This window comes from Methyloceanibacter sp. (genome assembly GCF_050999895.1).
Lineage (GTDB): Bacteria > Pseudomonadota > Alphaproteobacteria > Rhizobiales > Methyloligellaceae > Methyloceanibacter.
Map to the genome: position 1 here is coordinate 1 of NZ_JBPCOU010000052.1, position 19,425 is coordinate 19,425.

Genomic DNA, 19,425 nt, shown 5'->3' on the forward strand with positions numbered 1-19,425 from the left:
TCCCGTCGATCGCAACGACCGGCAACACGAAAGCCGATGCCGCCGTCATGAAGGCCTCTCGCGCGACAAGCGCCTCTGCAATGCTGAACGGACGCTCCTCGATCGCCACGCCGTCCGTCTGCGCAAGCCTGAGGATTGCGCGTCGCGTGACGCCGGGCAGGATATGGCTGCCGAGGCCCTGGGTGCGAATGATCCCGTCTCTATCGACGATGAAGGCCGATGACGAGGTGCCCTCGGTAACATAGCCGTCCTCGACCATCCACGCCTCATAGGCGCCGTGAAGCTTGGCGTGCTCCTTGCCCATGCACTGCCCGATCATCGACGTCGACTTGATATCGCGCCGCCTCCAGCGGATATCCGGGATGGTGACAATCTTGACCCCCGTCGCGGCATAGGGATTTTCGATCAAAGGCCGGCTCTGCGTGAAGGCAACGACGCTCGGCTCCGCGTTCGGCGGATAAGCGAAATCTCGATCGGCCGCCCCCCGCGTGATTTGCAGATAGACGATGCCTTCGATCACTTCGTTCGCGGCGATCAGCTCCTCGTGCAGCTCGCGCAAGCCGCCATGCGGCATGGGAGCCGCGAGCGCGATCTCGTCGAGGGAACGATCGAGCCGGGCAAGATGGGCCTCAAAGTCGACAAGCCGGCCGTCCAGCACCGCGCTTACTTCGTAGATGGCATCGCCGAACAAGAAGGCGCGGTCGAAAATGGAGACCTTGGCCTCCTCTTCCGGCACATAGGCGCCATTGACATAGACAATGCGGGACATGGGGGCTGGCGCCGAGTGGAGGTTCGCTGCGGCGTGGGCCGCTTCTCAGCTTGAGGCTAAAGAAGATTGCACGCGCAGGCCCGCTTCCTCAATGAGGGCGAGGTCGTCGCTCGTGTCGTTGTTCTCGGTCGTGAGCAGCTTGTCGCCGTAAAAGATCGAGTTCGCGCCCGCCATGAAGCAGAGGATCTGCGCCTCGCGCGACAGGGCATGGCGCCCCGCCGACAGGCGCACGCGCGACACCGGCATCAGGATGCGCGCTGTGGCGACCATGCGCACGAGATCGAGAGGATTGACCGGGGGCCGGTCCTCAAGCGGCGTGCCGCGTACCGCGACCAGCGCGTTGATGGGCACGCTTTCCGGATGCGGCTTGAGATTGGCGAGCGTTTGCAGCAGCCGCGCGCGATCCTCGACGGTCTCGCCCATGCCGATAATGCCGCCGCAACAGACCTGGATACCGGCGCCACGGACGTGGTCGAGCGTGTCGAGCCGATCCTGATAGGTCCGCGTGGTGATGATTTCCCCGTAGAATTCCGGCGAGGTATCGAGATTGTGGTTGTAGGCCGTGAGGCCCGCTTCGGCGAGGCGATCGGCTTGCGCCTCGGTCAGCATGCCGAGCGTCACGCAGGCTTCCATGTCGAGGTCGCGGACGCCGCGCACCATGGCGAGCACGTTATCGAACGGCTCGCCGTCCTTCACCTGGCGCCAGGCGGCCCCCATGCAGAAACGCGTCGCGCCGGCGTCCTTGGCGATCCGCGCCTTGGCCAGCACGGTTTCGACATCGAGCAGGGACTCGCGAACGAGGCCGGTTTCCTTGGAATAATGGGCCGATTGGGGGCAGTATTTGCAGTCCTCGGGGCAGCTTCCGGTCTTGATTGACAGCAGGCTTGCGAGCTGAACCTCGCCGTCGGCGTGATGCCGCCGATGCACCGCGCGCGCCCGGTCCACCAAGTCGAGAAGAGGGAGGCCGAGCAGGGCGACAACCTCGTCGCTGCGGTAATCATGGCGCAGCGCCGAAGCCTCGCGGAGCGGCTCGCACGAGCCCTCCACCGGCCTTGCTTTGCTCTTGGCGGGACTCAGAGTTTCAAGGGTTTCGGACACGGATTTTGCTGCGATTGCTGCTGATGTGACCCTTCGCTAATACAGGATCATGGTGGGAAGCGAAAGCCGATACCAAGCCTGGTTGGAGGCCCGCGGCCGCGCCGGCTTGCGCCGTGGCCTGACGGCGATTTCGGCGCCGGATGCGCGCACGATTCAGGTCGGCCCCCGCAGCTTTATCAATTTCGCCAGCAACGACTATCTCGCTCTCCGCTTTCACCCGGCCTTGGTCGAGCAGGCCTGCGCGTGGGCCAAAAGCCATGGCGCGGGCTCTGGAGCCTCCCGCCTTGTCGCCGGCAATCTCGACCTATTCGCGCCCATCGAGGCCAAGATCGCCAAGCTGAAGGGAAAGCCAGCAGCGTTGCTCATGGCTTCCGGCTTTCAAGCCAATGCCGCCGTGTTGCAGGCGCTGCTCGACCGCCGGGTGCTTGACGCGGAGCCGCTCGTATTCGCCGACCGCCTCAACCATGCGAGCATGCATTTCGGCTGTCGCGCCGCCGGAATCGATCAAATTCGCTATCGGCATGCAGACGCAAGCCATCTCGGCGAACTCCTCCTAAAACATGAGGACGATGCGCGGCCCAAATTCATTCTGACCGAGAGCGTCTTCTCCATGGACGGCGATGTCGCGCCAATTGCCGAGCTTGCCGCGCTCGCGGGGGAGCATGAGGCGTGCCTCGTCGTCGACGACGCCCATGCCACCGGCATCTTAGGGCCGGGGGGAGTCGGGCTGTCGGCTGGCGCCGACATTGTCATTGGCACCTTCTCCAAAGCCCTTGGCGGTTTCGGCGCCTATGTCGCCTGCTTGACGGAGATGCGTGACTACCTCGTCAATCGGTGCAGCGGCCTGATCTATTCCACCGCGCTGCCGCCACCCGTGCTCGGCGCCATCGACGCCGCTCTCGACCTCGTCCCTCACATGGAAGGCGACCGCGCTTACGTCTCGCAACTTGCCCAGCATTTTCGCGCGGAAGCGAATGCGCGCGGGTTCAACACGGGCGCTTCGTGCACACAGATCGTTCCCGTGATCGTCGGCGATAATGATGCGGCGCTGACCTTGAGTGGGAAGCTGCGGGACGCTGGCCTTTGGGCGACCGCGATCAGGCCCCCAACGGTCCCGGCCGGGACGGCACGCGTGCGCCTTGCTTTCACGCGCGCGCATCAAGCGTCCGACATCGATCTCTTGCTGGGCGCGCTCGGACAATCCGTTCCCGTGCCTGCGGCGACGGCGAGCGCGCTCTAGCCGATGCATCTGGTGCTCGTTCACGGCTGGGGCTTTCATGCCGGGATCTGGGCGGACATGGTTGCGCATCTTCCAGGCGCCGAAGTGACCTTGATCGATCTCGGCTTCGTCGAGGGAGGTCCGCGCGGCGCGGCGGATTGGCCGCCCGACAGCATTGCCGTCGGGCATTCGCTCGGGCTGCTTTGGCTGCTTCAGCAAGGACGAGGGCGCTTTCGCGCGCTTGTCAGCGTTCAAGGCTTCGACTGCTTTTGCTGTCACATTCCCGCATCCCGCATCGCGTCCCTGCAGCGCGGCCTCAGACGCGACGCGCCCGCGACACTGGAAAGCTTCTGGCAAGCCTCCGGCGCACCGCATTTTGCGCCGCCGACGGCGTTGAAGATGGACAGGCTCGATGAGGGTCTCGACTGGCTGCTGCGGTGGGACGCGCGCGGGATCAGGGCAAAGATTGATTGCCCGGTGCTTGCACTGGCCGCGCGAGACGATGTCATTGTGCCGCCTGACATGACGAGCGCGATCTGGCCCGAAGCCGACACGATCTGGTCTCCGGATGGCGGCCATGTGCTGCCGCTGAAGCATCCGGAGTGGTGTGCGCGTCACATTCTCGAGTTTGCCCATGCTCTCCCGTAGGGCCGAAATCGCGGCACGTTTCGACGCCCACGCGTCAGACTACGAGAAATACGCGCAACTGCAGCGGGGCGTCGCCGCGCGTCTTGCGGAGTTCCTCCCCGCGTTGATGCGACCGCGCGTACTGGAGCTCGGCTGCGGCACCGGGCTTTTCAGCCGCGAGCTCCTGGCGCGATACCTGGACGGCGAATTTGTCCTCAGCGATTTATCGCCAAGGATGCTGCATGTGTGCCGGCGCAATCTCGGCGAGACCGCGCAATCTGTAGTCTTCGAGGTTGCCGATGAGGGTGCCCGGGCAAGTGCACCGTTCGACCTCATCGCCATGAGCATGGCACTGCACTGGTTCCCCGACCCTCGTGCCACGCTCGCCGAGCTGCGGCGGCGTCTCGCGCCCGGTGGAAGGCTCGTCTTTGCGACGCTCGGTCCTGACAGCTTTGCCGAATGGCGGGCGGCCCTTGCGGCTACGGGCTTGCCAAGGGGACTGGTCACTGTCCCAGAGCTGCCGGGTGTCATCGAGCAGGATCGTCTCGTCCCCGACACGACAACGCTTGACTTCCTGCGTCGCATGAAAATGGTCGGTGGCATCACGCCGCGTCAGGGCTATGCGCCGCTACAGCCCGGCGCGCTACGCCGCGCGATCCGGGTTGCCGACGCCAAATACGGCGGCCGCATCACCTGGGACATCGTGTATGGCTCGCTCGGGCCTCATCTGGAGAACCTGTCCACGCCCTCCATGAGCCCGGCATAGGCGCGAGTCAGCTCCTCGTCTGTGATGCAATAAGGCGGCATGAGATAAAGCGTCTGGCCGAGGGGACGGATGTTCAGTCCCTGGCTCAGATACCACGCCTTCAGCGTAAGGCTCTTGGCGGACTGGTACGCTCCTGCGTCTTTGACGTCGACCGCGAGGATCGAGCCCAGCACCCGCGCGCGCACGAGATCGTCACGAGACGAAAGCACCGTCAGCATCTCCCGATGACGCGCATTGATCCCTGCGATCCGCGCCAGTGTGTTTTCCTCCTCGAACAGCGCAAGCGAGCGGAGCCCAACAGCGCAGGCCAGCGGATTGGCGGTAAAGGAATGGCCGTGGGGGAGGGCGCGATCGAAGCTGTCGTCGAGGAAGGACTCGAACAAGGCATCGCGCGCCACGGTGACGGCCATGGGCATGTAGCCTGCCGTCAGGCCTTTGGAGAGGCAGACGAGGTCGGGCACGACATCCGCCTGCTCCATTGCAAACAGCGTTCCGGTGCGCCCGAACCCTGTCGCCACCTCATCGAAGATCACGACAATGCCAGCACCTTGCGCCAATTCCACGAGCCGCTTGAGAAAGGACGGGCGGCAGATGCGCATGCCGCCGGCGCCTTGCAGCAGCGGTTCGATGATGAGCGCTGCAATTTCTTGGCCCCGCTCCGTCAGCAGGGCTTCGCAGCCGGAAAGCGCGCCGGCCTCGCGTCCCTCGACGGCATCGTCGTCCTCGAACGTGCAGGGGAACGGCAGGACGCAGACATTGGCCATGAGATCCCGGAACACCGAGAAGAAGCCGGAACCGCGCCCGAGCGACATGGCGCCCAGCGTGTCGCCATGATAACCGCCGTCGAAAGCGAGCAGCACGCGGCGGCGGCTGTCGCCGCAATTCACCCAATGCTGATAAGCGATCTTGAGAGCCACTTCGACCGCGGTCGAACCATCGTCGGAATAAAACACGCGATTGAGATCGCCGGGCAGCAGCCGCGCCAGTGCCGTGGCAAGGTCGACGGCCGGCTGGTGGGTGAAGCCGGCGAACATCACATGCTCGAAATTTTCAGCTTGCCGCGCCAAGGCCTCGTTGAGTTTTGGATGTGAATGACCGTGCGTGCAGGTCCACCACGAGGAAATGAGATCGAGAATCTCCTTGCTGTCCGCGTCGAACAGCGACGCATCCTTCGCGCGCGTGAGCACGATCGGCTCGACCTCGGTCTGATGCTGCGTGAAGGGATGCCACACATGCCGGCGATCACGCGCGATGATATCGCGCGTCCACGCAGTCGGGTCGTCGGGAGGCGTCACAGATTGCCCCGCGCCAGCTTGGCGAGATCGAGCTCAGGCTCGATGGCGCATAACGCAGCCTTGTTGATCGTCTCCAGCCAGGGGATTTCGGCGATCACCTCGACTTGGCCGTAGCGTTCGACGGCGGCGCGGTTATGCGGCGCGTCGGGCCCGTTGATGACGACGCCCGCGACCGTAATGCTCCGCCGCCGCAGCGCCTCCAAGGAAAGCAGCGTGTGATTGATGGTTCCGAGGGTCGATCGCGCGACGAGGATAACCGGCAGCTCCAGTTCGTCGGCAAGGTCGATGACGTAGGTATCTTCTGTGAGCGGGACCATCAGGCCGCCCGCACCCTCGACCACGAGCAAGCGGTCCGTCGGCGGTTGCGTCAATTTGGCCATCTCGATGCTGACGCCTTCACGGCGCGCTGCCTCGTGCGGCGCCATGGCCTCCGACAAGAGATAAGCCTCCGGTAGGATCCGGTCGGCGGTCAGCTCCGCAAGCCGGCGAACTGTGGCGGCGTCAGTCTCTGGCTCGGTCCCTGCCTGCACCGGCTTCCAGTAATAGGCATCGAGATGCGCAAGCAGCCACGCCGAGACGAGGGTCTTGCCAACATTGGTGTCGGTGCCAGTGATGAAAAAACCCTGCACGAGGTCCCCAGCGTTAACGCACAAGCGCGAGAGGCGACTTTATCGGGCCAGCATCGTGAGGCAAGGGGTGGACGCCGGGAGGTCTTTCAGGCGACAACGGCGCCTGCCGAGAAGAGAGAACATGTCATGGTTAAGCCAATGATCCTAAGAAGCTTCTGCCGCGCCCCGTTACTGCGCCTCCGCGACCGGCAGCGGGCGTAAGACACCGATGCCGCGCCGAAGTTCTCTTGTTGCCCGCCTCGCGATTTTGCTGCTCGCGCTGTTTTGCATCGCCTCGACCGCAGGCGCCGAGGGCAAGACGTTGCGCATGGCCTACGACTCTGATCCGACCTCGCTCGATCCGCATGAGCAGCTTTCGAGTGCGACGCTCCAGCTCTCGCACCTGCTCTTCGATCCGCTGGTTCGCTTCGACAAGGACCTGAAATTGCAGCCGCGCCTGGCGAAGAGCTGGGAGCAGGTCGACAACCGCACCACGCGCTTCCGTCTGCGCGAGGGCGTGAAATTTCACAGCGGTCGCACGCTCGGCGCGCAGGATGTGGTGTGGACATTCAATCGCCTGAAGCAGAGCCCGGATTTCAAAGCCCTGTTCGAGCCGTTCGAAGGCGCGCGCGCCATCGACGATCTCACCGTCGATCTCATCACCAAGGCGCCGTACCCCCTCGTCCTCAATCTTGCGAGCTACATCTTTCCGCTCGATCGCCAGTTCTACACCGACAAGGACCCGCGCGGCCGGCCCAAGGAGGAAATCGTCAAGCACGGCGCGTCCTTTGCCTCCACCCACGCCTCAGGCACCGGGCCGTTTGTCATCACGGCGCGAGAGCAGGGGGTCCGCACCGAATTCAAGCGCTTCGCCGACTACTGGAACAAGAAGTCGCCCGGCAACGTCGATCGCATTCTCTTCACCCCCATCAAGGAGCCGGCGACCCGCATGGCGGCACTTCTGGCGGGCGATGTCGACTTTATCTCACCGGTGCCGCCGACCGATGTCGCTCGCGTCAAAGCCGATCCCTGCTGCTCGCTCGTGACGATGCCGAGCACCCGCATCATGACCTTCGAGCTCAATCAGCAGCGCCTGCCGGCCTTCAAGGATCCGCGAGTCCGGCTCGCCATCAACTACGCCATCAACCGCGAGGGCATTGCGGAGAAGATCCTGCGCGGCTTCGCAACGCCGGCAGGCCAACTCAGCCCGGAAGGCTATGCGGGGTTTGATCCGGCGCTCGTTCCCCGCTTCGATGTCGCCAAGGCAAAGGCGCTGATGGAAGAGGCGGGCTATGGCGGCGGCCTGTCCGTGACCATGCTCGCGCCGAACAATCGCTATATCGAGGATGCCCGCATCGCCGAAGCGGTTGCCGCCATGCTTGCCAAGATTGGCATCAAGGTCGATCTCCAGACCATGCCGAAGGCGCAATATTGGCAGCGCTTCGACGAGCGCGCCGGCGACATCATGATGATCGGATGGCAGTCCGATACACAGGACTCCGCCAATTTCTATGAGTTCCTGACCATGACTCCCGACCCCCGCACCGGCTACGGCCAATATAATGCCGGCAACTATTCCAACCCCGAGGTGGACGCGCTCACGGTGCAGACTCAGACCACGACCGATGCCGCCGCGCGCGCCGCCGTGCTGAAGAAGATCGAGCGCATCCTTTATGATGATGCGGCGCTCGTGCCCCTGCACTGGCCGCATCTCACCTGGGGCGCCAGCCGCAAGGTGCAGATTGAGCCCGTGCTCAACGTCCTCGACATGCCCTATCTCGGCGATCTGGTGATCGATTAGACCCGAGTTCGGGCCCTTCCGCAGCGTTGGTCAGCCTCACGCCGTCCGGTATGGTCCGATGCGGGAGCAGCGCCCGTCTTGCAACCGCTTGGGCGTACGGCCGACATGAAGGGGGCGATAAAGAGCGATGCCGTACCGCACCCGCCGCCGAGGCAGCGCGGCATGCTGCTCGCGGCCGCCCTCGGCATCGCGACGGGCTTGTTTTCTACCCTGCCGTCGCCCTTGCCGGATGTGCGCTTAAGCGATCCGGAGATCATCATTAATGCCGAGGGTATCCCGCTCCATGCCGGCATCGTATTCGGCGCGATGCTCGCCGGCCTGCTGTGGTTCTGGAGCGAGCGCGATTTTGGCAAATGTGTGCTCGCAGCGGGCCTCACGCTCATTGGCTGGCTGACCGCGGTGAACACGGCCAATGACGTGATGTCGGGGATCGTCGCCTCCGATCTGCTCGGCACCACGCAAGGCGCCAAAGGCAGCAGGGAGGTGCTCGGCTGGCTCGTCGCCGGATTGGCCGGCGGCCTCATCGGCGCGGGCTTCACCGCCTGCGGCGTCAGCATCGCCGCGCCATCCACCCGGCGCGCGTCGGCCTGGGCGCTCATTCTGGGGTTGGGCACCTTGTTGGGCCTGCTGCTCTACCCGGCGGCGAGATTCGATGCGGGCGTCCTGTTATTCGTGCCCTGGCAGGCTGCGGTCGCGGCGAGTATCGCTTATGGTCTGAGCCGGACCTGAATCGAAATCTCAACCCCACATGCATCCAGTTGAATCGAATCATGAAAGCCCTGGCTGCTGGCCTCACTTTCTTTGCCAAGCGCCTCGCGCAAGCACTCCTTGTGATGCTCGCGATCCTCGGCATTGCTTTCGCGGTGCGGTCCGCCCTTGGCGATCCCTTGCGCGAGATTATGGGGGAGGCGGTGCCGGCGAGCGAGCGTGCGGCGCTGAAGGAGCAGCTCGGCCTCGATGCCCCTTGGCCGGTTCAGCTCGCGCGCTATCTCGGTGACGCGGCCAGAGGCGATTTCGGCACCTCCTATATTTATAAGCGTCCCACGCTGGATGTGATCCTCGCCAAATTCCCGCCGAGCTTCGAGCTTGTCTTCGCCGCGAGCCTTCTCGTGCTCGCGCTGTCGCTGCCGGCCGGCATCTATTGCGCCGTGCGGCCCCGCGACTGGGGCGCAAAACTTGTGCTGGGGCTAAGCATCCTCGGCATCTCCATCCCCGTGTTCCTCACGGGCATCTTCCTGATCTCCATCTTCTCGGTATGGCTTGGCTGGCTGCCCGCGTTTGGCCGTGGCGAGACGTTGCGGCTTGGCGCCTGGGAAACCGGACTTCTGACCTTGGACGGGCTTTGGCATCTGATCCTCCCGGCACTTACGCTCTCCTCCATCATGCTGCCGCTCTTCATCAGGCTCGTGCGCGGCGCCATGCTCGATGAGCTTGGCCGCGACTATGTGCGCACCGCCCGCGCCAAGGGTGCGGGACATTTGCGCGTCTGGCTTCGGCATGCGCTGCGCAACGCGCTGCTGCCGCTCGTCGCCGTCGGCGGATTGCAGATCGGAACGTTCCTCGCTTACACCCTGCTGACCGAGACCGTGTTTCAGTGGCCCGGCATGGGTTTTCTCTTTCTCGAGGCCGTCACGCGCGCCGACGTGCCGCTCATCACGACCTATTTGGTCGCGGTCGGATTTCTCTTCGTTGTCACCAACACCATCGCGGACATCGTGAGCCTTTGGCTCGATCCGCGCATCAGCATCGAGGCCACGCGATGAAAGCGCGCGGCGCCGCCACCGCATCCTCGTCGTTCCTCGCCGCCGGCATGGCGCGTCCTGGGGCCATGCTCGCAGGCCTAGTGCTGGCCCTGATAGCGATTGCCGCTTCATTCGCCCCGCTCATTGCGCCGCAAAACCCGTTCGACCTCACAAGTTTCGATGTGCTCGACGCTAATTTGCCGCCCGCCTGGCTGCCCGGCAGCGACCCGCGTTTCGTTCTCGGTACGGATGCGCAAGGGCGCGATCTCTTCAGCGCCATCCTCTACGGCACCCGCATCTCTCTCCTGGTCGGCCTACTCGCCGTTGCGATCCAGGCGGCGATTGGCATTCCGTTGGGGCTGTTCGCAGGTTATCTCGGCGGGCGGATCGATACCATCGTCACCAGGCTCGCCGACATTCAGCTCTCGCTCTCCACGCTGATGATGGCCATCATCGTGCTGGCGCTCTTCCGTGCGGGGCTGGGCGGCGAAAGCTTGAGCCAATTCGCGGTGCCGCTTCTCGTCGTCGTGATCGGCTTGGCGGAATGGCCGTATTTCGCACGCACCGCGCGCGCCGCCACCCAAGTTGAAAGTGCCAAGGACTATATTCGCGCCGCGCGGGCGCTGGGTGCAAGCGACCGGACCGTGCTCCGCCGCCACCTCCTCCCCAACATCACCTCGCCGCTGATCGTGGTGGCGACGACGCAGGTGGCGGGCGCTATCATGGCGGAGGCTGCGCTCTCCTTTCTCGGCCTTGGCATGTCGGTCACGAAGCCCTCCCTCGGCACCCTGATCCGCTCAGGCTATGACCTTCTCTTCTCCGGCGCCTGGTGGGGCACCGTCATTCCCGGGCTTGTGCTCGTCGTGGTGCTGATCGCCGTCAACCTTATTGGCGACGCGCTTCGCGATGCATTGGACCCGCGTCTCCGCTAGGGGTTAATGCCCCGCAATAGGTGACCTCCCGCCACTGAGGGCCTATACGGTAGTGCTGGCAGGCCCGCGGGCTAGGATTTTGCTCGGCAGGCTATGCGCTTAGCCTATCGCTGCAGCAAGATTTGGAGGACGACATGGAGAACTCGGGCTCCGCAAACCCGGATCTCATCTTCTCGCTCCGTCGCGTCACCGAACGCGCCGCCTGTGCCGCGTTCAACTGGATTGGGCGCGGCGACGGTCAGGATGGCGGCCGCGCGGCGCTCGATGCCATGCGCTCTGCACTCGCCGACGTCGATATCGATGCCATTGTCGTCATCGGCGAAGCAGGGAAGGGCGAAGCCCCGCAGCCGACGCGCGGCGAGCGCCTGGGTCGCCCGGGTGCCGCCTTCAAGGCCGACATCGCCGTCGATCCGGTGGAAGGCACCTCCTATATGGTGCGTGGTCTCACCAATGCGCTCGCGGTCATGGCTGTTGCGCCGCGCGGCGCCATGATGAACCCGGCGCCAGCCTTCTACATGGAGAAGTTCGGCACGAGCGCGCCGGCCCGCGGCAAGATCGATCCGCATTGGCCGACCGGCAAAAAGCTCGAGACCCTTGCGGCAGCCCTCGGCAAGGATGTCTCCGATCTCACGATCTTCGTGCTGGAGAAGCCGCGTCACCGCGACCTCATCAACGCGATCCTCGCCACAGGGGCGCGCGTCGCGCTTTATCCCGCCGGCGACGTGGCAGGGGCGCTAATGGCGGCCATTCCCGGTTCAGGCATCGACGCTTTGATGGGAACAGGCGGTACGCCTGAAGGCGTTATGTCTGCATGCGCCATTCGCGCGATCGGCGGCGAATTCTTGGCCCGTATCGATCCGCAGCTTCAAACCGAAGCGAGAGCCGTCAAGGAAGCGGGAGTCGATACGACGAAATGGTATGGGCGCGACGAGATCATCGCGTCCGATAACGTGTTTTTCTGCGCGACCGGTATCACCACGGGCTTGATGCTCGAAGGCGTGGATCGCACCAAATCGCATTACAAGGTGCAGACCATGATGATTACCGGAGCGACACGCGAACGCCAGATTTTGACGAGCTTCATTCCGACCGAGCGCTTGGCCGGCGTTGCGGCCCGCGACGTGGCCTAGGTCGAAGATGAAGCTTAGGGAGTGAGCGATGCCGTTGCGAGTTGAGCATCCGATCATCCTCGGGATCGTCGGGGACTCCGCGTCAGGCAAGACGACGCTGTCGGCTGGCGTCGCCCAGATTCTGGGCGAGGAGCACTGCACCGTGCTCTGCACCGATGACTATCACAAATACACCCGCGCGGAACGCACCGAGGCCGGTCTCTCAGCGCTCGATCCGCGGGCGAACTATGTCGATATTCTGGAGCAACATCTGCGCTTGTTGCGCGCCGGCGAGCCGATCCTCAAGCCCATCTACGATCATCGTGACGGCACGCTGAAACGGCCCGCTTACGTAAAGCCAAAGGAGTTTGTCATCGCAGAAGGCCTGCTCGGCTATACGACGCGCGCCATGCGCGATTGCTATGACGTCAAGATCTACCTCGATCCCGAAGAAGAGCTCCGCGTGAAGTGGAAAATCCATCGCGATACGACGAAGCGCGGCTACACAAGGGAAGAGGTGCTGGCGTCGCTCGAAAGGCGCACCGATGACAGCGCGAGCTTCATCCATCCTCAGCGCACGTTTTCCGATATCGTCATCCGCTTTCAGTCGCCGAAGGGCGCCAACGGGCCAGATACGGAGCTCGATGTCCGCCATCTCCTGCGCCCGACCCTGCCGCACCCCGACTTCAGCCCGCTGTTCGACGGCTCAAGCAATGCCGGGCTCCACCTGGAACTCGCCCGCGACCGCGACGGCAAGCCAGTCGACGTACTTGAGATCAACGGCAATATCTCCGACAACCGGGCGGAAAGAATCGAAGACCTTCTGTGGAACCTCATCCCGGAAGCTGGGCATCTCCGCGACCAGGTGGGCCGCATCGACGGGGGCAACGGCGCCCGCAAGAGCCACCCTTTGGCGCTGACCCAGCTCCTTGTCGGTTATCACGCCGTGAAGGCGGCGATGGGGGTCCGCGCCTATTAGCGCTCGATCGGAGCCTGGAGGATTGATGGCCGACGTCCTGATGCAGGAGCAGGTATTGCCCGAGGTGACCCATGAGGACATGGCGAACGCCATACGCGCGCTCGCCATGGATGCGGTGCAAAAGGCCGATTCTGGCCATCCCGGGATGCCTATGGGCATGGCCGATGTCGCCACCGTCCTCTTCACCCGCTTCCTGAAGTTCGACGCCGAGCGTCCCGACTGGCCGGACCGCGACCGCTTCGTTCTGTCCGCCGGTCACGGCTCCATGCTGCTTTATGCGCTGATGTACCTCACCGGCTTTAAGGTGATGGACATCGAGCAGCTGAAGAATTTCCGCCAGCTCGGCTCGCGCACGCCGGGGCATCCGGAGAATTTCGTCACCGAGGGAATTGAGACCACCACCGGTCCCCTCGGCCAAGGTCTTGGCAACGCCGTAGGAATGGCGCTCGCCGAGCGGCTGCTGCATCACCGTTATGGCGACGAAATCGTCAGCCACTATACCTATGCCATTGCTGGCGATGGCTGCCTTATGGAGGGCATCAGCCACGAGGCGATCTCGCTTGCGGGCCATCTGAAGCTTGGCCGGCTGATCGTCTTGTTCGACGACAATCAGATTTCCATCGACGGTCCGACCAGCCTGTCCGTCTCCGACGATCAGCTCGAACGCTTCCAAGCGTCGGGTTGGCATACCGCGCGCGCGGATGGCCACGTTCCCGAGGCGATCGCCCTTGCCATTGAAAATGCGCGAGGCGTGACGGACCGGCCATCCCTGATCGCGTGCCGCACGATCATTGGTTACGGCGCACCGAGCAAGGCCGGAACCGCCGCGACCCACGGCTCCCCGCTGGGGGCGGAGGAGATTAGTGGCGCGCGCGAGCGCTTGCGCTGGGCCCATGAGGCCTTTTATGTGCCGCAAACCGTGCTGGCGCGGTGGCGTTCTGCCGGTGCCGCGCATCGGGGCGACTACGAGACCTGGAATTCAGCCGCGAAGCGTCTCGATGCATCCGCGCGCGCCGGCCTGACCGACCCCATCGATGCGGATGTCGCGGCTAAGATCAAAACTGCCATCGAGGCGATCAAATCCGACTTCACGGCCGAGGCCGCTAAGATCGCCACGCGCCAGTCCTCGCAGAAGGTGCTGGAGAAATTGGTCCCCGTGGTCCCGGGCCTTATCGGCGGCTCGGCCGATCTTACCGGGTCCAACGGTACGCTCACGAAGCTCCACATCATGGTCAAGCCGCCCGAGTTTGCGGGCAACTACATCTATTATGGCGTGCGCGAGCACGGCATGGCCGCCGCCATGAATGGGCTCGCGCTGCATGGCGGCTTCGTGCCCTATGGCGGTACCTTCCTGGTCTTTTCGGATTATTGCCGCCCCTCGATCCGTCTTTCGGCCCTCATGGGCGAGCGCGTGATCTACGTGATGACCCATGATTCCATCGGTCTTGGCGAAGACGGCCCGACGCACCAGCCGGTCGAGCATCTCGCTGCTCTGCGGGCCATGCCCAATCTCAATGTCTTCAGGCCCGCCGATTCGGTGGAATGCGCGGAATGTTGGGAAGTCGCACTTTTTACCCCGTCCACGCCGTCGGTACTCGCTTTATCCCGTCAGGGGCTGCCGCTGCTGCGCACCGCCCATAGCGCGGACAATCTCTCGGCCAAGGGCGGTTATGTCCTCTTCGAGCCGGAGAGCGGCCGCGACGTCACTTTGATCGGCACGGGGTCCGAGCTGATGTTTGCCCAAGAAGCGGCCAAAGCGCTGGCAGGTGAGGGGATCAAAGCCGCAGTCGTATCAATGCCTTGTTGGGAGCTGTTCGAGACCCAAAATGACGAATACCAAGACGCTGTCCTAGGCTCAGCGCCGCGGGTCGCCATTGAGGCGGCTGTGGAGTTCGGCTGGTCGAAATGGCTTGGCCGGGACGGCATTTTTGTTGGAATGCATGGATTTGGTGCTTCTGCCCCGGCGCAAGAGCTTTATAAGCATTTCGGCATTACCGCGGACGCTGTGGCAGCGGCCGCGCGTATGCTTTGTCGCAAGGGGACCAAGTGAGGAGAAATGGCTAATAAGCGTGTCGCCATCAACGGTTTCGGACGCATCGGAAGGCTGACCTTCCGGGCTTTTCTGGAGTCCGGGCGGAAGGATCTCGATTTCGTGGCGATCAACGATCTCGGCTCAGCCGAGATGAATGCCCATCTGCTCGAATATGACAGCGTGCATGGACATTATACCGGCGGGATCAGCGTCTCTGACGGTCGCCTAAAGGCCGATGGTCAGGATGTTGCTGTGCTTTCCGAGGCGACGCCCGAGAACCTTCCCTGGCGCGATCTCGGCGTCGACATCGTGATGGAATGCACTGGCCGCTTTACCGATCGCGAGGGTGCCGCCAAGCATCTGACCGCGGGGGCTAAGCGCGTGCTTGTATCCGCGCCGTGCAGCGGCGCAGATCTCACCGTTGTCTACGGCGTCAACAACGACAAGCTCACCCAGGAGCACCACGTCGTCTCCAATGCTTCCTGCACCACCAATTGTCTCGCCCCAGTGGCACAAGTGCTGAACGATCTGATCGGCATCAAGCACGGTTATATGACCACCGTGCACGCCTATACCGGCGATCAGCGCACGGTGGATACGCTGCACAAGGATCCCTACCGGGCTCGCGCCAGCGGCCTGAACTTAATCCCGACATCGACCGGCGCGGCCAAGGCTGTCGGCCTCGTGCTCCCTGAATTGAAGGGCAAGCTCGACGGCGCCGCCATCCGCGTGCCGGTCCCGAATGTCAGTTTGATCGATCTGACCTTCGAGGCGTCGCGCCCGACCTCCGTCGAGGAGATCAACGCGGCCATGACCAAGGCTGCCGACGGCCCCTTGAAGGGCGTGCTCGGCGTCAATGCCAAGCCGCTCGTGTCGTCGGATTTCAACCACGATCCGTTGAGCTCGGTATTCGATCTTCACGCAACGCAGGTCGTCGACGGCACATTCTGCCGCGTCCTGGCCTGGTACGACAATGAATGGGGCTTCTCAAATCGCATGTGTGACACCGCCGGCGCCATGGGGCGGCTGATATGAGTATATCCCACCACGCCAACGGCAACGGCAGGGCCCCGATGCAAGACATCGATCTGTCCCGTATCAAAACCATCGACGCGCTCGACGTGAGGGGCAAACGCGTGCTGGTGCGCGCGGACTTGAACGTGCCCGTCGAGGCGGGCGGCGTAGCCGACGCCACGCGCATCAAGCGCATCATGCCGACGATCTCCAAGCTCACCCATGGCGGTGCCAAGGTCATTGTGATGTCCCATTTGGGGCGTCCTAAGGGGCAGCAGAGCGCGGAGTTCTCCTTGCGGCCGGTCGCATCCAAAATGCAGGAACTGATGGACGGCACACCCGTTCGCTTCATTGGCGACTGTGTCGGCGACGACGTCGAACGCGGCATCGATGCGCTGGCGCCAGGTGAGGTCGCGATGCTGGAAAACCTTCGCTACCACAGCGGGGAAGAGAAGAACGATACCGCCTTCGCCAAGAAGCTTGCCGCTCTCGGCGACATCTATGTCAATGACGCCTTCTCCTCCGCCCATCGCGCCCATGCCTCCATCGAGGCCATCGCGCACGAGCTTCCCGCTTATGCCGGCTCCCTGATGATGGCGGAGATCAAAGCGCTCGGCCTTGCGCTTGAGAGGCCCGAACGCCCGGTGATGGCCATTGTCGGTGGCGCCAAGGTCTCCACCAAGATCGACGTTCTCACCAATCTCGTCTCCCGGATGGACGTCCTCGTCGTTGGCGGCGGCATGGCCAACACCTTCCTTTATGCGCAGGGCGTGAATGTCGGCAACTCGCTCTACGAGCCCGATTTCGCCGCGACCGTGAAGGACATCATCGCGCAGGCCAAGCTCTCCGGCTGCGAGATTTTTCTGCCCGTCGATGAGGTGGTGGCGAGAGAATTGGCGCCCGGCACCGAATCGTGGGTCGTCGACGTCAATGCGATTCCCTCCGATGCCATGGTGCTCGACCAGGGGCCGAAAAGCATCGCGCGGCTGAAAGCGCGCCTTGGCGAAATGCGCACGCTCCTATGGAACGGACCCCTCGGTGCCTTCGAGATCGCTCCCTTCGGAGAGGGTACCGCTTCGCTCGCCCGCGAGGCGGCGCGCCTTACCAAGGAGGGCAAACTCGTCAGCGTCGCCGGCGGCGGCGACACCGTGCGCGCTTTGAACACTGCGCGCGTGGCGCAGGATTTCACCTACGTTTCCACCGCGGGCGGCGCGTTTCTGGAGTGGCTGGCGGGCAGGGAATTGCCTGCTGTCACCGCGCTTGCAACGAGTGAAGTGCTTTCGACGCGCGAAGCGGTCGCGACCGGCCAAATCTGATGGGGCTGTCCCGGATATGGCGGATGCGGTCGAAAGGAGGAGATCAATGAACGAGCAGGCAAAGGTCGCTGGCGCTGAGCCTAGCGAACCGGCCAAGGCGCTGCGGGGCGAAGAACGCTATCACGCGGGCGTGCTCGAATATAAGCGCATGGGCTATTGGGAGCCCGACTATCAGCCCAAGGACACGGATCTCATCGCTTTGTTCAGGGTGACGCCGCAAGAGGGCGTCGATCCGGTCGAAGCCGCTTCCGCCGTGGCGGGGGAATCCTCAACCGCCACATGGACCGTGGTCTGGACCGATCGCCTGACGGCTTGCGACAAATATCGCGGCAAGTGCTACCGCGTCGATCCGGTGCCGAACGCGCCGGGGCAATATTTCGCCTATATCGCGTACGACCTCGATCTGTTCGAGCCCGGCTCGGTGGTGAATCTCGCCGCCTCGATCATCGGCAACGTCTTCGGCTTCAAGCCGCTGAAGGCCTTGCGGCTAGAGGACATGCGGCTCCCCGTCGCTTATGTGAAGACCTATGACGGGCCGCCGACCGGCATCGTTGTCGAGCGCGAGCGCCTTGACAAATTCGGCCGCCCGCTGCTCGGCGCGACTGTCAAGCCGAAGCTCGGTCTGTCCGGGCGCAACTATGGCCGCGTCGTCTATGAGGCGCTGAAGGGCGGTCTCGACTTCACCAAGGATGACGAAAACATCAACTCGCAGCCTTTCATGCATTGGCGTGATCGATTCCTCTATTGCATGGAGGCCGTGAACCGCGCGCAAGCCGCGACCGGCGAGATCAAGGGCACCTATCTCAATGTCACCGCCGCGACCATGGAAGACATGTATGAGCGCGCGGAGTTCGCCAAGGATCTCGGCTCCGTCGTTGTCATGATCGACCTCGTGATCGGCTGGACGGCGATTCAGTCGATGTCGAAATGGGCGCGCCGCAACGACATGATCCTGCATCTGCATCGCGCCGGCCACGCGACTTACACACGGCAGAAAACCCACGGCGTGTCCTTCCGTGTCATCTGCAAATGGGCGCGCCTTGCCGGCGTCGACCACATTCATGCTGGCACGGTGGTGGGCAAGCTCGAGGGCGATCCGGCGACCGTGCGCGGCTTCTACGACATCTTGCGCGAGGATCACGTCCCGATGCGGCTGGAGAACGGCATCTATTTCGATCAGGATTGGGCCAGCATGCGCAAAGTGATGCCGGTCGCCTCCGGTGGCATTCATGCCGGCCAGATGCATCAGCTGCTGCATTATCTCGGCGAGGACGTCGTGCTTCAATTCGGCGGCGGCACCATCGGCCATCCCGGCGGTATTCAGGCGGGGGCCACCGCCAACCGTGTTGCGCTCGAGGCCATGATTCTCGCCCGCAACGAGGGACGCGACTATTTCGCCGAAGGCACCGAAATTCTAGAAGCCGCCGCAAGGACCTGCACGCCGTTGCAGCAGGCGCTCGACACCTGGAAGGACGTGACCTTCGACTATGCCTCGACGGACACGCCGGATTTCGTGCCGCTCGAAACCACGTCGTTCTAACGAGAGATCCCCATGCGCTTGACCCAAGGCACGTTTTCCTTCCTGCCCGATCTCACCGACGAGCAGATCAGGCGGCAGGTGCAGTACTGCATCGGCAATGGCTGGGCGGTGAACATCGAGTTCACCGACGATCCGCATCCCCGCAACGTCTATTGGGAGATGTGGGAACATCCCATGTTCGATCTCCGCGATGCCGCCGGGCTCATGCTCGAGCTGAAGAAGTGCCGGCAGATCTACGGCGACCGCTATATCCGCGTTTCCGCCTTCGATGCCTCGCCGGGATGGGAGTCGATCCGGCTGTCCTTCATCGTCAATCGGCCGGTGCAGGAGCCGGGCTTCCGCCTCGAACGCCAGGAATTGGCGGGGCGCAATCTGCGCTATACGACGCAAGCCTATGCCACCGCGCTGCCCGAGGGCCGGCGCTATAATGACGGTCCCAAGCGCTAACGCCCCTGCGTGCCGGGCTTTTCCGAAGTCTAAGACCCCTCAAGACCCCGATGCCGGGCGTCCCGGCCATCTAAGGTTGGGCTCGCCCGGCACAAAAGTCCGGTCTGACAAGTTCGAATTAAGGGGACCGT

Annotated in this window: 18 protein-coding genes; 14 read left to right on the forward strand and 4 right to left on the reverse strand. The window is 63.6% G+C overall.

What is annotated here, in order from left to right:
- Both ACR2J1_RS05205 and bioB read right to left on the reverse strand, forming a co-directional pair.
- On the reverse strand, nt 1–769 hold a 769-nt coding region (locus tag ACR2J1_RS05205; RefSeq protein WP_434018275.1), incomplete at its 3' end, for a D-amino-acid transaminase.
- A 45-nt stretch (nt 770–814) separates the two neighbouring features.
- Nucleotides 815–1,816, reverse strand: a complete 1,002-nt coding sequence (gene bioB / locus ACR2J1_RS05210) for a biotin synthase BioB (protein ID WP_434018362.1) — start codon at nt 1,814–1,816, stop codon at nt 815–817.
- A 100-nt stretch (nt 1,817–1,916) separates the two neighbouring features.
- Between bioB and ACR2J1_RS05215 the strand changes: the two genes are divergently transcribed.
- Genes ACR2J1_RS05215 through ACR2J1_RS05225 form a run of 3 tightly spaced genes read left to right on the forward strand, consistent with a single transcriptional unit; the run spans nt 1,917 to nt 4,479 of the window.
- Nucleotides 1,917–3,107: an aminotransferase class I/II-fold pyridoxal phosphate-dependent enzyme gene (locus tag ACR2J1_RS05215; protein WP_434018276.1), complete on the forward strand. Its 1,191-nt coding sequence runs from the start codon at nt 1,917–1,919 to the stop codon at nt 3,105–3,107.
- A gap of 3 nt (nt 3,108–3,110) precedes the next feature.
- Nucleotides 3,111–3,734 (forward strand): alpha/beta fold hydrolase, encoded by a 624-nt coding sequence (locus ACR2J1_RS05220; protein ID WP_434018277.1) that lies wholly within the window; start codon nt 3,111–3,113, stop codon nt 3,732–3,734.
- A complete protein-coding gene (locus ACR2J1_RS05225; RefSeq protein ID WP_434018278.1) occupies nt 3,721–4,479 on the forward strand; it encodes a methyltransferase domain-containing protein in 759 nt (252 codons plus the stop codon). The genes ACR2J1_RS05220 and ACR2J1_RS05225 overlap by 14 nt, the downstream gene beginning before the upstream one ends.
- Here the strand turns inward: ACR2J1_RS05225 and bioA are convergent.
- Complete coding sequence (bioA, locus tag ACR2J1_RS05230; protein WP_434018279.1) at nt 4,437–5,774, reverse strand: adenosylmethionine--8-amino-7-oxononanoate transaminase; 1,338 nt, start codon at nt 5,772–5,774, stop codon at nt 4,437–4,439. The two genes, ACR2J1_RS05225 and bioA, sit on opposite strands and share 43 nt — an antisense overlap.
- On the reverse strand, nt 5,771–6,427 hold the full coding sequence (bioD, locus tag ACR2J1_RS05235) for a dethiobiotin synthase (RefSeq protein ID WP_434018280.1): 657 nt from the start codon (nt 6,425–6,427) through the stop codon (nt 5,771–5,773). Before bioD ends, bioA begins: the two co-directional genes overlap by 4 nt.
- Before the next feature lie 184 nt (nt 6,428–6,611).
- On the opposite strand from bioD, the gene ACR2J1_RS05240 reads away from it, so the two are divergent.
- The 11 genes from ACR2J1_RS05240 to ACR2J1_RS05290 all read left to right on the forward strand — a co-directional run bounded on the left by ACR2J1_RS05240 (nt 6,612) and on the right by ACR2J1_RS05290 (nt 19,294).
- Nucleotides 6,612–8,183, forward strand: coding sequence for an ABC transporter substrate-binding protein (locus ACR2J1_RS05240; RefSeq protein ID WP_434018281.1), 1,572 nt, complete (start codon nt 6,612–6,614; stop codon nt 8,181–8,183).
- Between the two features lie 162 nt (nt 8,184–8,345).
- On the forward strand, nt 8,346–8,912 hold the full coding sequence (locus ACR2J1_RS05245; protein ID WP_434018282.1) for a hypothetical protein: 567 nt from the start codon (nt 8,346–8,348) through the stop codon (nt 8,910–8,912).
- A gap of 41 nt (nt 8,913–8,953) precedes the next feature.
- On the forward strand, nt 8,954–9,946 hold the full coding sequence (locus ACR2J1_RS05250; RefSeq protein WP_434018283.1) for an ABC transporter permease: 993 nt from the start codon (nt 8,954–8,956) through the stop codon (nt 9,944–9,946).
- Nucleotides 9,943–10,857 (forward strand): ABC transporter permease, encoded by a 915-nt coding sequence (locus tag ACR2J1_RS05255; RefSeq protein WP_434018284.1) that lies wholly within the window; start codon nt 9,943–9,945, stop codon nt 10,855–10,857. The genes ACR2J1_RS05250 and ACR2J1_RS05255 overlap by 4 nt, the downstream gene beginning before the upstream one ends.
- Before the next feature lie 134 nt (nt 10,858–10,991).
- The gene (gene glpX / locus ACR2J1_RS05260; protein ID WP_434018285.1) at nt 10,992–11,987 is read left to right on the forward strand and encodes a class II fructose-bisphosphatase; all 996 of its coding nucleotides are present in this window, start codon (nt 10,992–10,994) and stop codon (nt 11,985–11,987) included.
- A 28-nt stretch (nt 11,988–12,015) separates the two neighbouring features.
- Nucleotides 12,016–12,945, forward strand: coding sequence for a phosphoribulokinase (locus ACR2J1_RS05265; protein WP_434018286.1), 930 nt, complete (start codon nt 12,016–12,018; stop codon nt 12,943–12,945).
- A 25-nt stretch (nt 12,946–12,970) separates the two neighbouring features.
- Nucleotides 12,971–14,995 carry a transketolase gene (gene tkt / locus ACR2J1_RS05270; RefSeq protein ID WP_434018287.1) on the forward strand — a complete coding sequence of 675 codons (2,025 nt, stop codon included), beginning with the start codon at nt 12,971–12,973 and terminating at the stop codon, nt 14,993–14,995.
- A gap of 6 nt (nt 14,996–15,001) precedes the next feature.
- Entirely contained in the window at nt 15,002–16,012 is a 1,011-nt protein-coding gene (gap, locus tag ACR2J1_RS05275; protein ID WP_434018288.1) for a type I glyceraldehyde-3-phosphate dehydrogenase, read from the forward strand.
- Between the two features lie 38 nt (nt 16,013–16,050).
- Nucleotides 16,051–17,307, forward strand: coding sequence for a phosphoglycerate kinase (locus ACR2J1_RS05280; RefSeq protein WP_434018363.1), 1,257 nt, complete (start codon nt 16,051–16,053; stop codon nt 17,305–17,307).
- A gap of 46 nt (nt 17,308–17,353) precedes the next feature.
- Complete coding sequence (locus ACR2J1_RS05285; RefSeq protein WP_434018289.1) at nt 17,354–18,847, forward strand: form I ribulose bisphosphate carboxylase large subunit; 1,494 nt, start codon at nt 17,354–17,356, stop codon at nt 18,845–18,847.
- Nucleotides 18,848–18,859: 12 nt separating this feature from the next.
- Nucleotides 18,860–19,294, forward strand: a complete 435-nt coding sequence (locus ACR2J1_RS05290) for a ribulose bisphosphate carboxylase small subunit (protein ID WP_434018290.1) — start codon at nt 18,860–18,862, stop codon at nt 19,292–19,294.
- Nucleotides 19,295–19,425 lie beyond the last annotated feature (131 nt).

What these genes read in the sequence shown, in the direction of transcription:
- ACR2J1_RS05240 (WP_434018281.1), top strand. Translation starts at nt 6,612, where the DNA reads ATGCCGCGCCGAAGTTCTCTTGTTGCCCGCCTCGCGATTTTGCTGCTC.
- ACR2J1_RS05250 (WP_434018283.1), top strand. Translation starts at nt 8,954, where the DNA reads ATGAAAGCCCTGGCTGCTGGCCTCACTTTCTTTGCCAAGCGCCTCGCG.
- ACR2J1_RS05255 (WP_434018284.1), top strand. Translation starts at nt 9,943, where the DNA reads ATGAAAGCGCGCGGCGCCGCCACCGCATCCTCGTCGTTCCTCGCCGCC.
- ACR2J1_RS05280 (WP_434018363.1), top strand. Translation starts at nt 16,051, where the DNA reads ATGCAAGACATCGATCTGTCCCGTATCAAAACCATCGACGCGCTCGAC.
- ACR2J1_RS05285 (WP_434018289.1), top strand. Translation starts at nt 17,354, where the DNA reads ATGAACGAGCAGGCAAAGGTCGCTGGCGCTGAGCCTAGCGAACCGGCC.
- glpX (WP_434018285.1), top strand. Translation starts at nt 10,992, where the DNA reads ATGGAGAACTCGGGCTCCGCAAACCCGGATCTCATCTTCTCGCTCCGT.
- ACR2J1_RS05220 (WP_434018277.1), top strand. Translation starts at nt 3,111, where the DNA reads ATGCATCTGGTGCTCGTTCACGGCTGGGGCTTTCATGCCGGGATCTGG.
- gap (WP_434018288.1), top strand. Translation starts at nt 15,002, where the DNA reads ATGGCTAATAAGCGTGTCGCCATCAACGGTTTCGGACGCATCGGAAGG.
- ACR2J1_RS05225 (WP_434018278.1), top strand. Translation starts at nt 3,721, where the DNA reads ATGCTCTCCCGTAGGGCCGAAATCGCGGCACGTTTCGACGCCCACGCG.
- tkt (WP_434018287.1), top strand. Translation starts at nt 12,971, where the DNA reads ATGGCCGACGTCCTGATGCAGGAGCAGGTATTGCCCGAGGTGACCCAT.
- ACR2J1_RS05245 (WP_434018282.1), top strand. Translation starts at nt 8,346, where the DNA reads ATGCTGCTCGCGGCCGCCCTCGGCATCGCGACGGGCTTGTTTTCTACC.
- ACR2J1_RS05265 (WP_434018286.1), top strand. Translation starts at nt 12,016, where the DNA reads ATGCCGTTGCGAGTTGAGCATCCGATCATCCTCGGGATCGTCGGGGAC.
- ACR2J1_RS05290 (WP_434018290.1), top strand. Translation starts at nt 18,860, where the DNA reads ATGCGCTTGACCCAAGGCACGTTTTCCTTCCTGCCCGATCTCACCGAC.
- ACR2J1_RS05215 (WP_434018276.1), top strand. Translation starts at nt 1,917, where the DNA reads ATGGTGGGAAGCGAAAGCCGATACCAAGCCTGGTTGGAGGCCCGCGGC.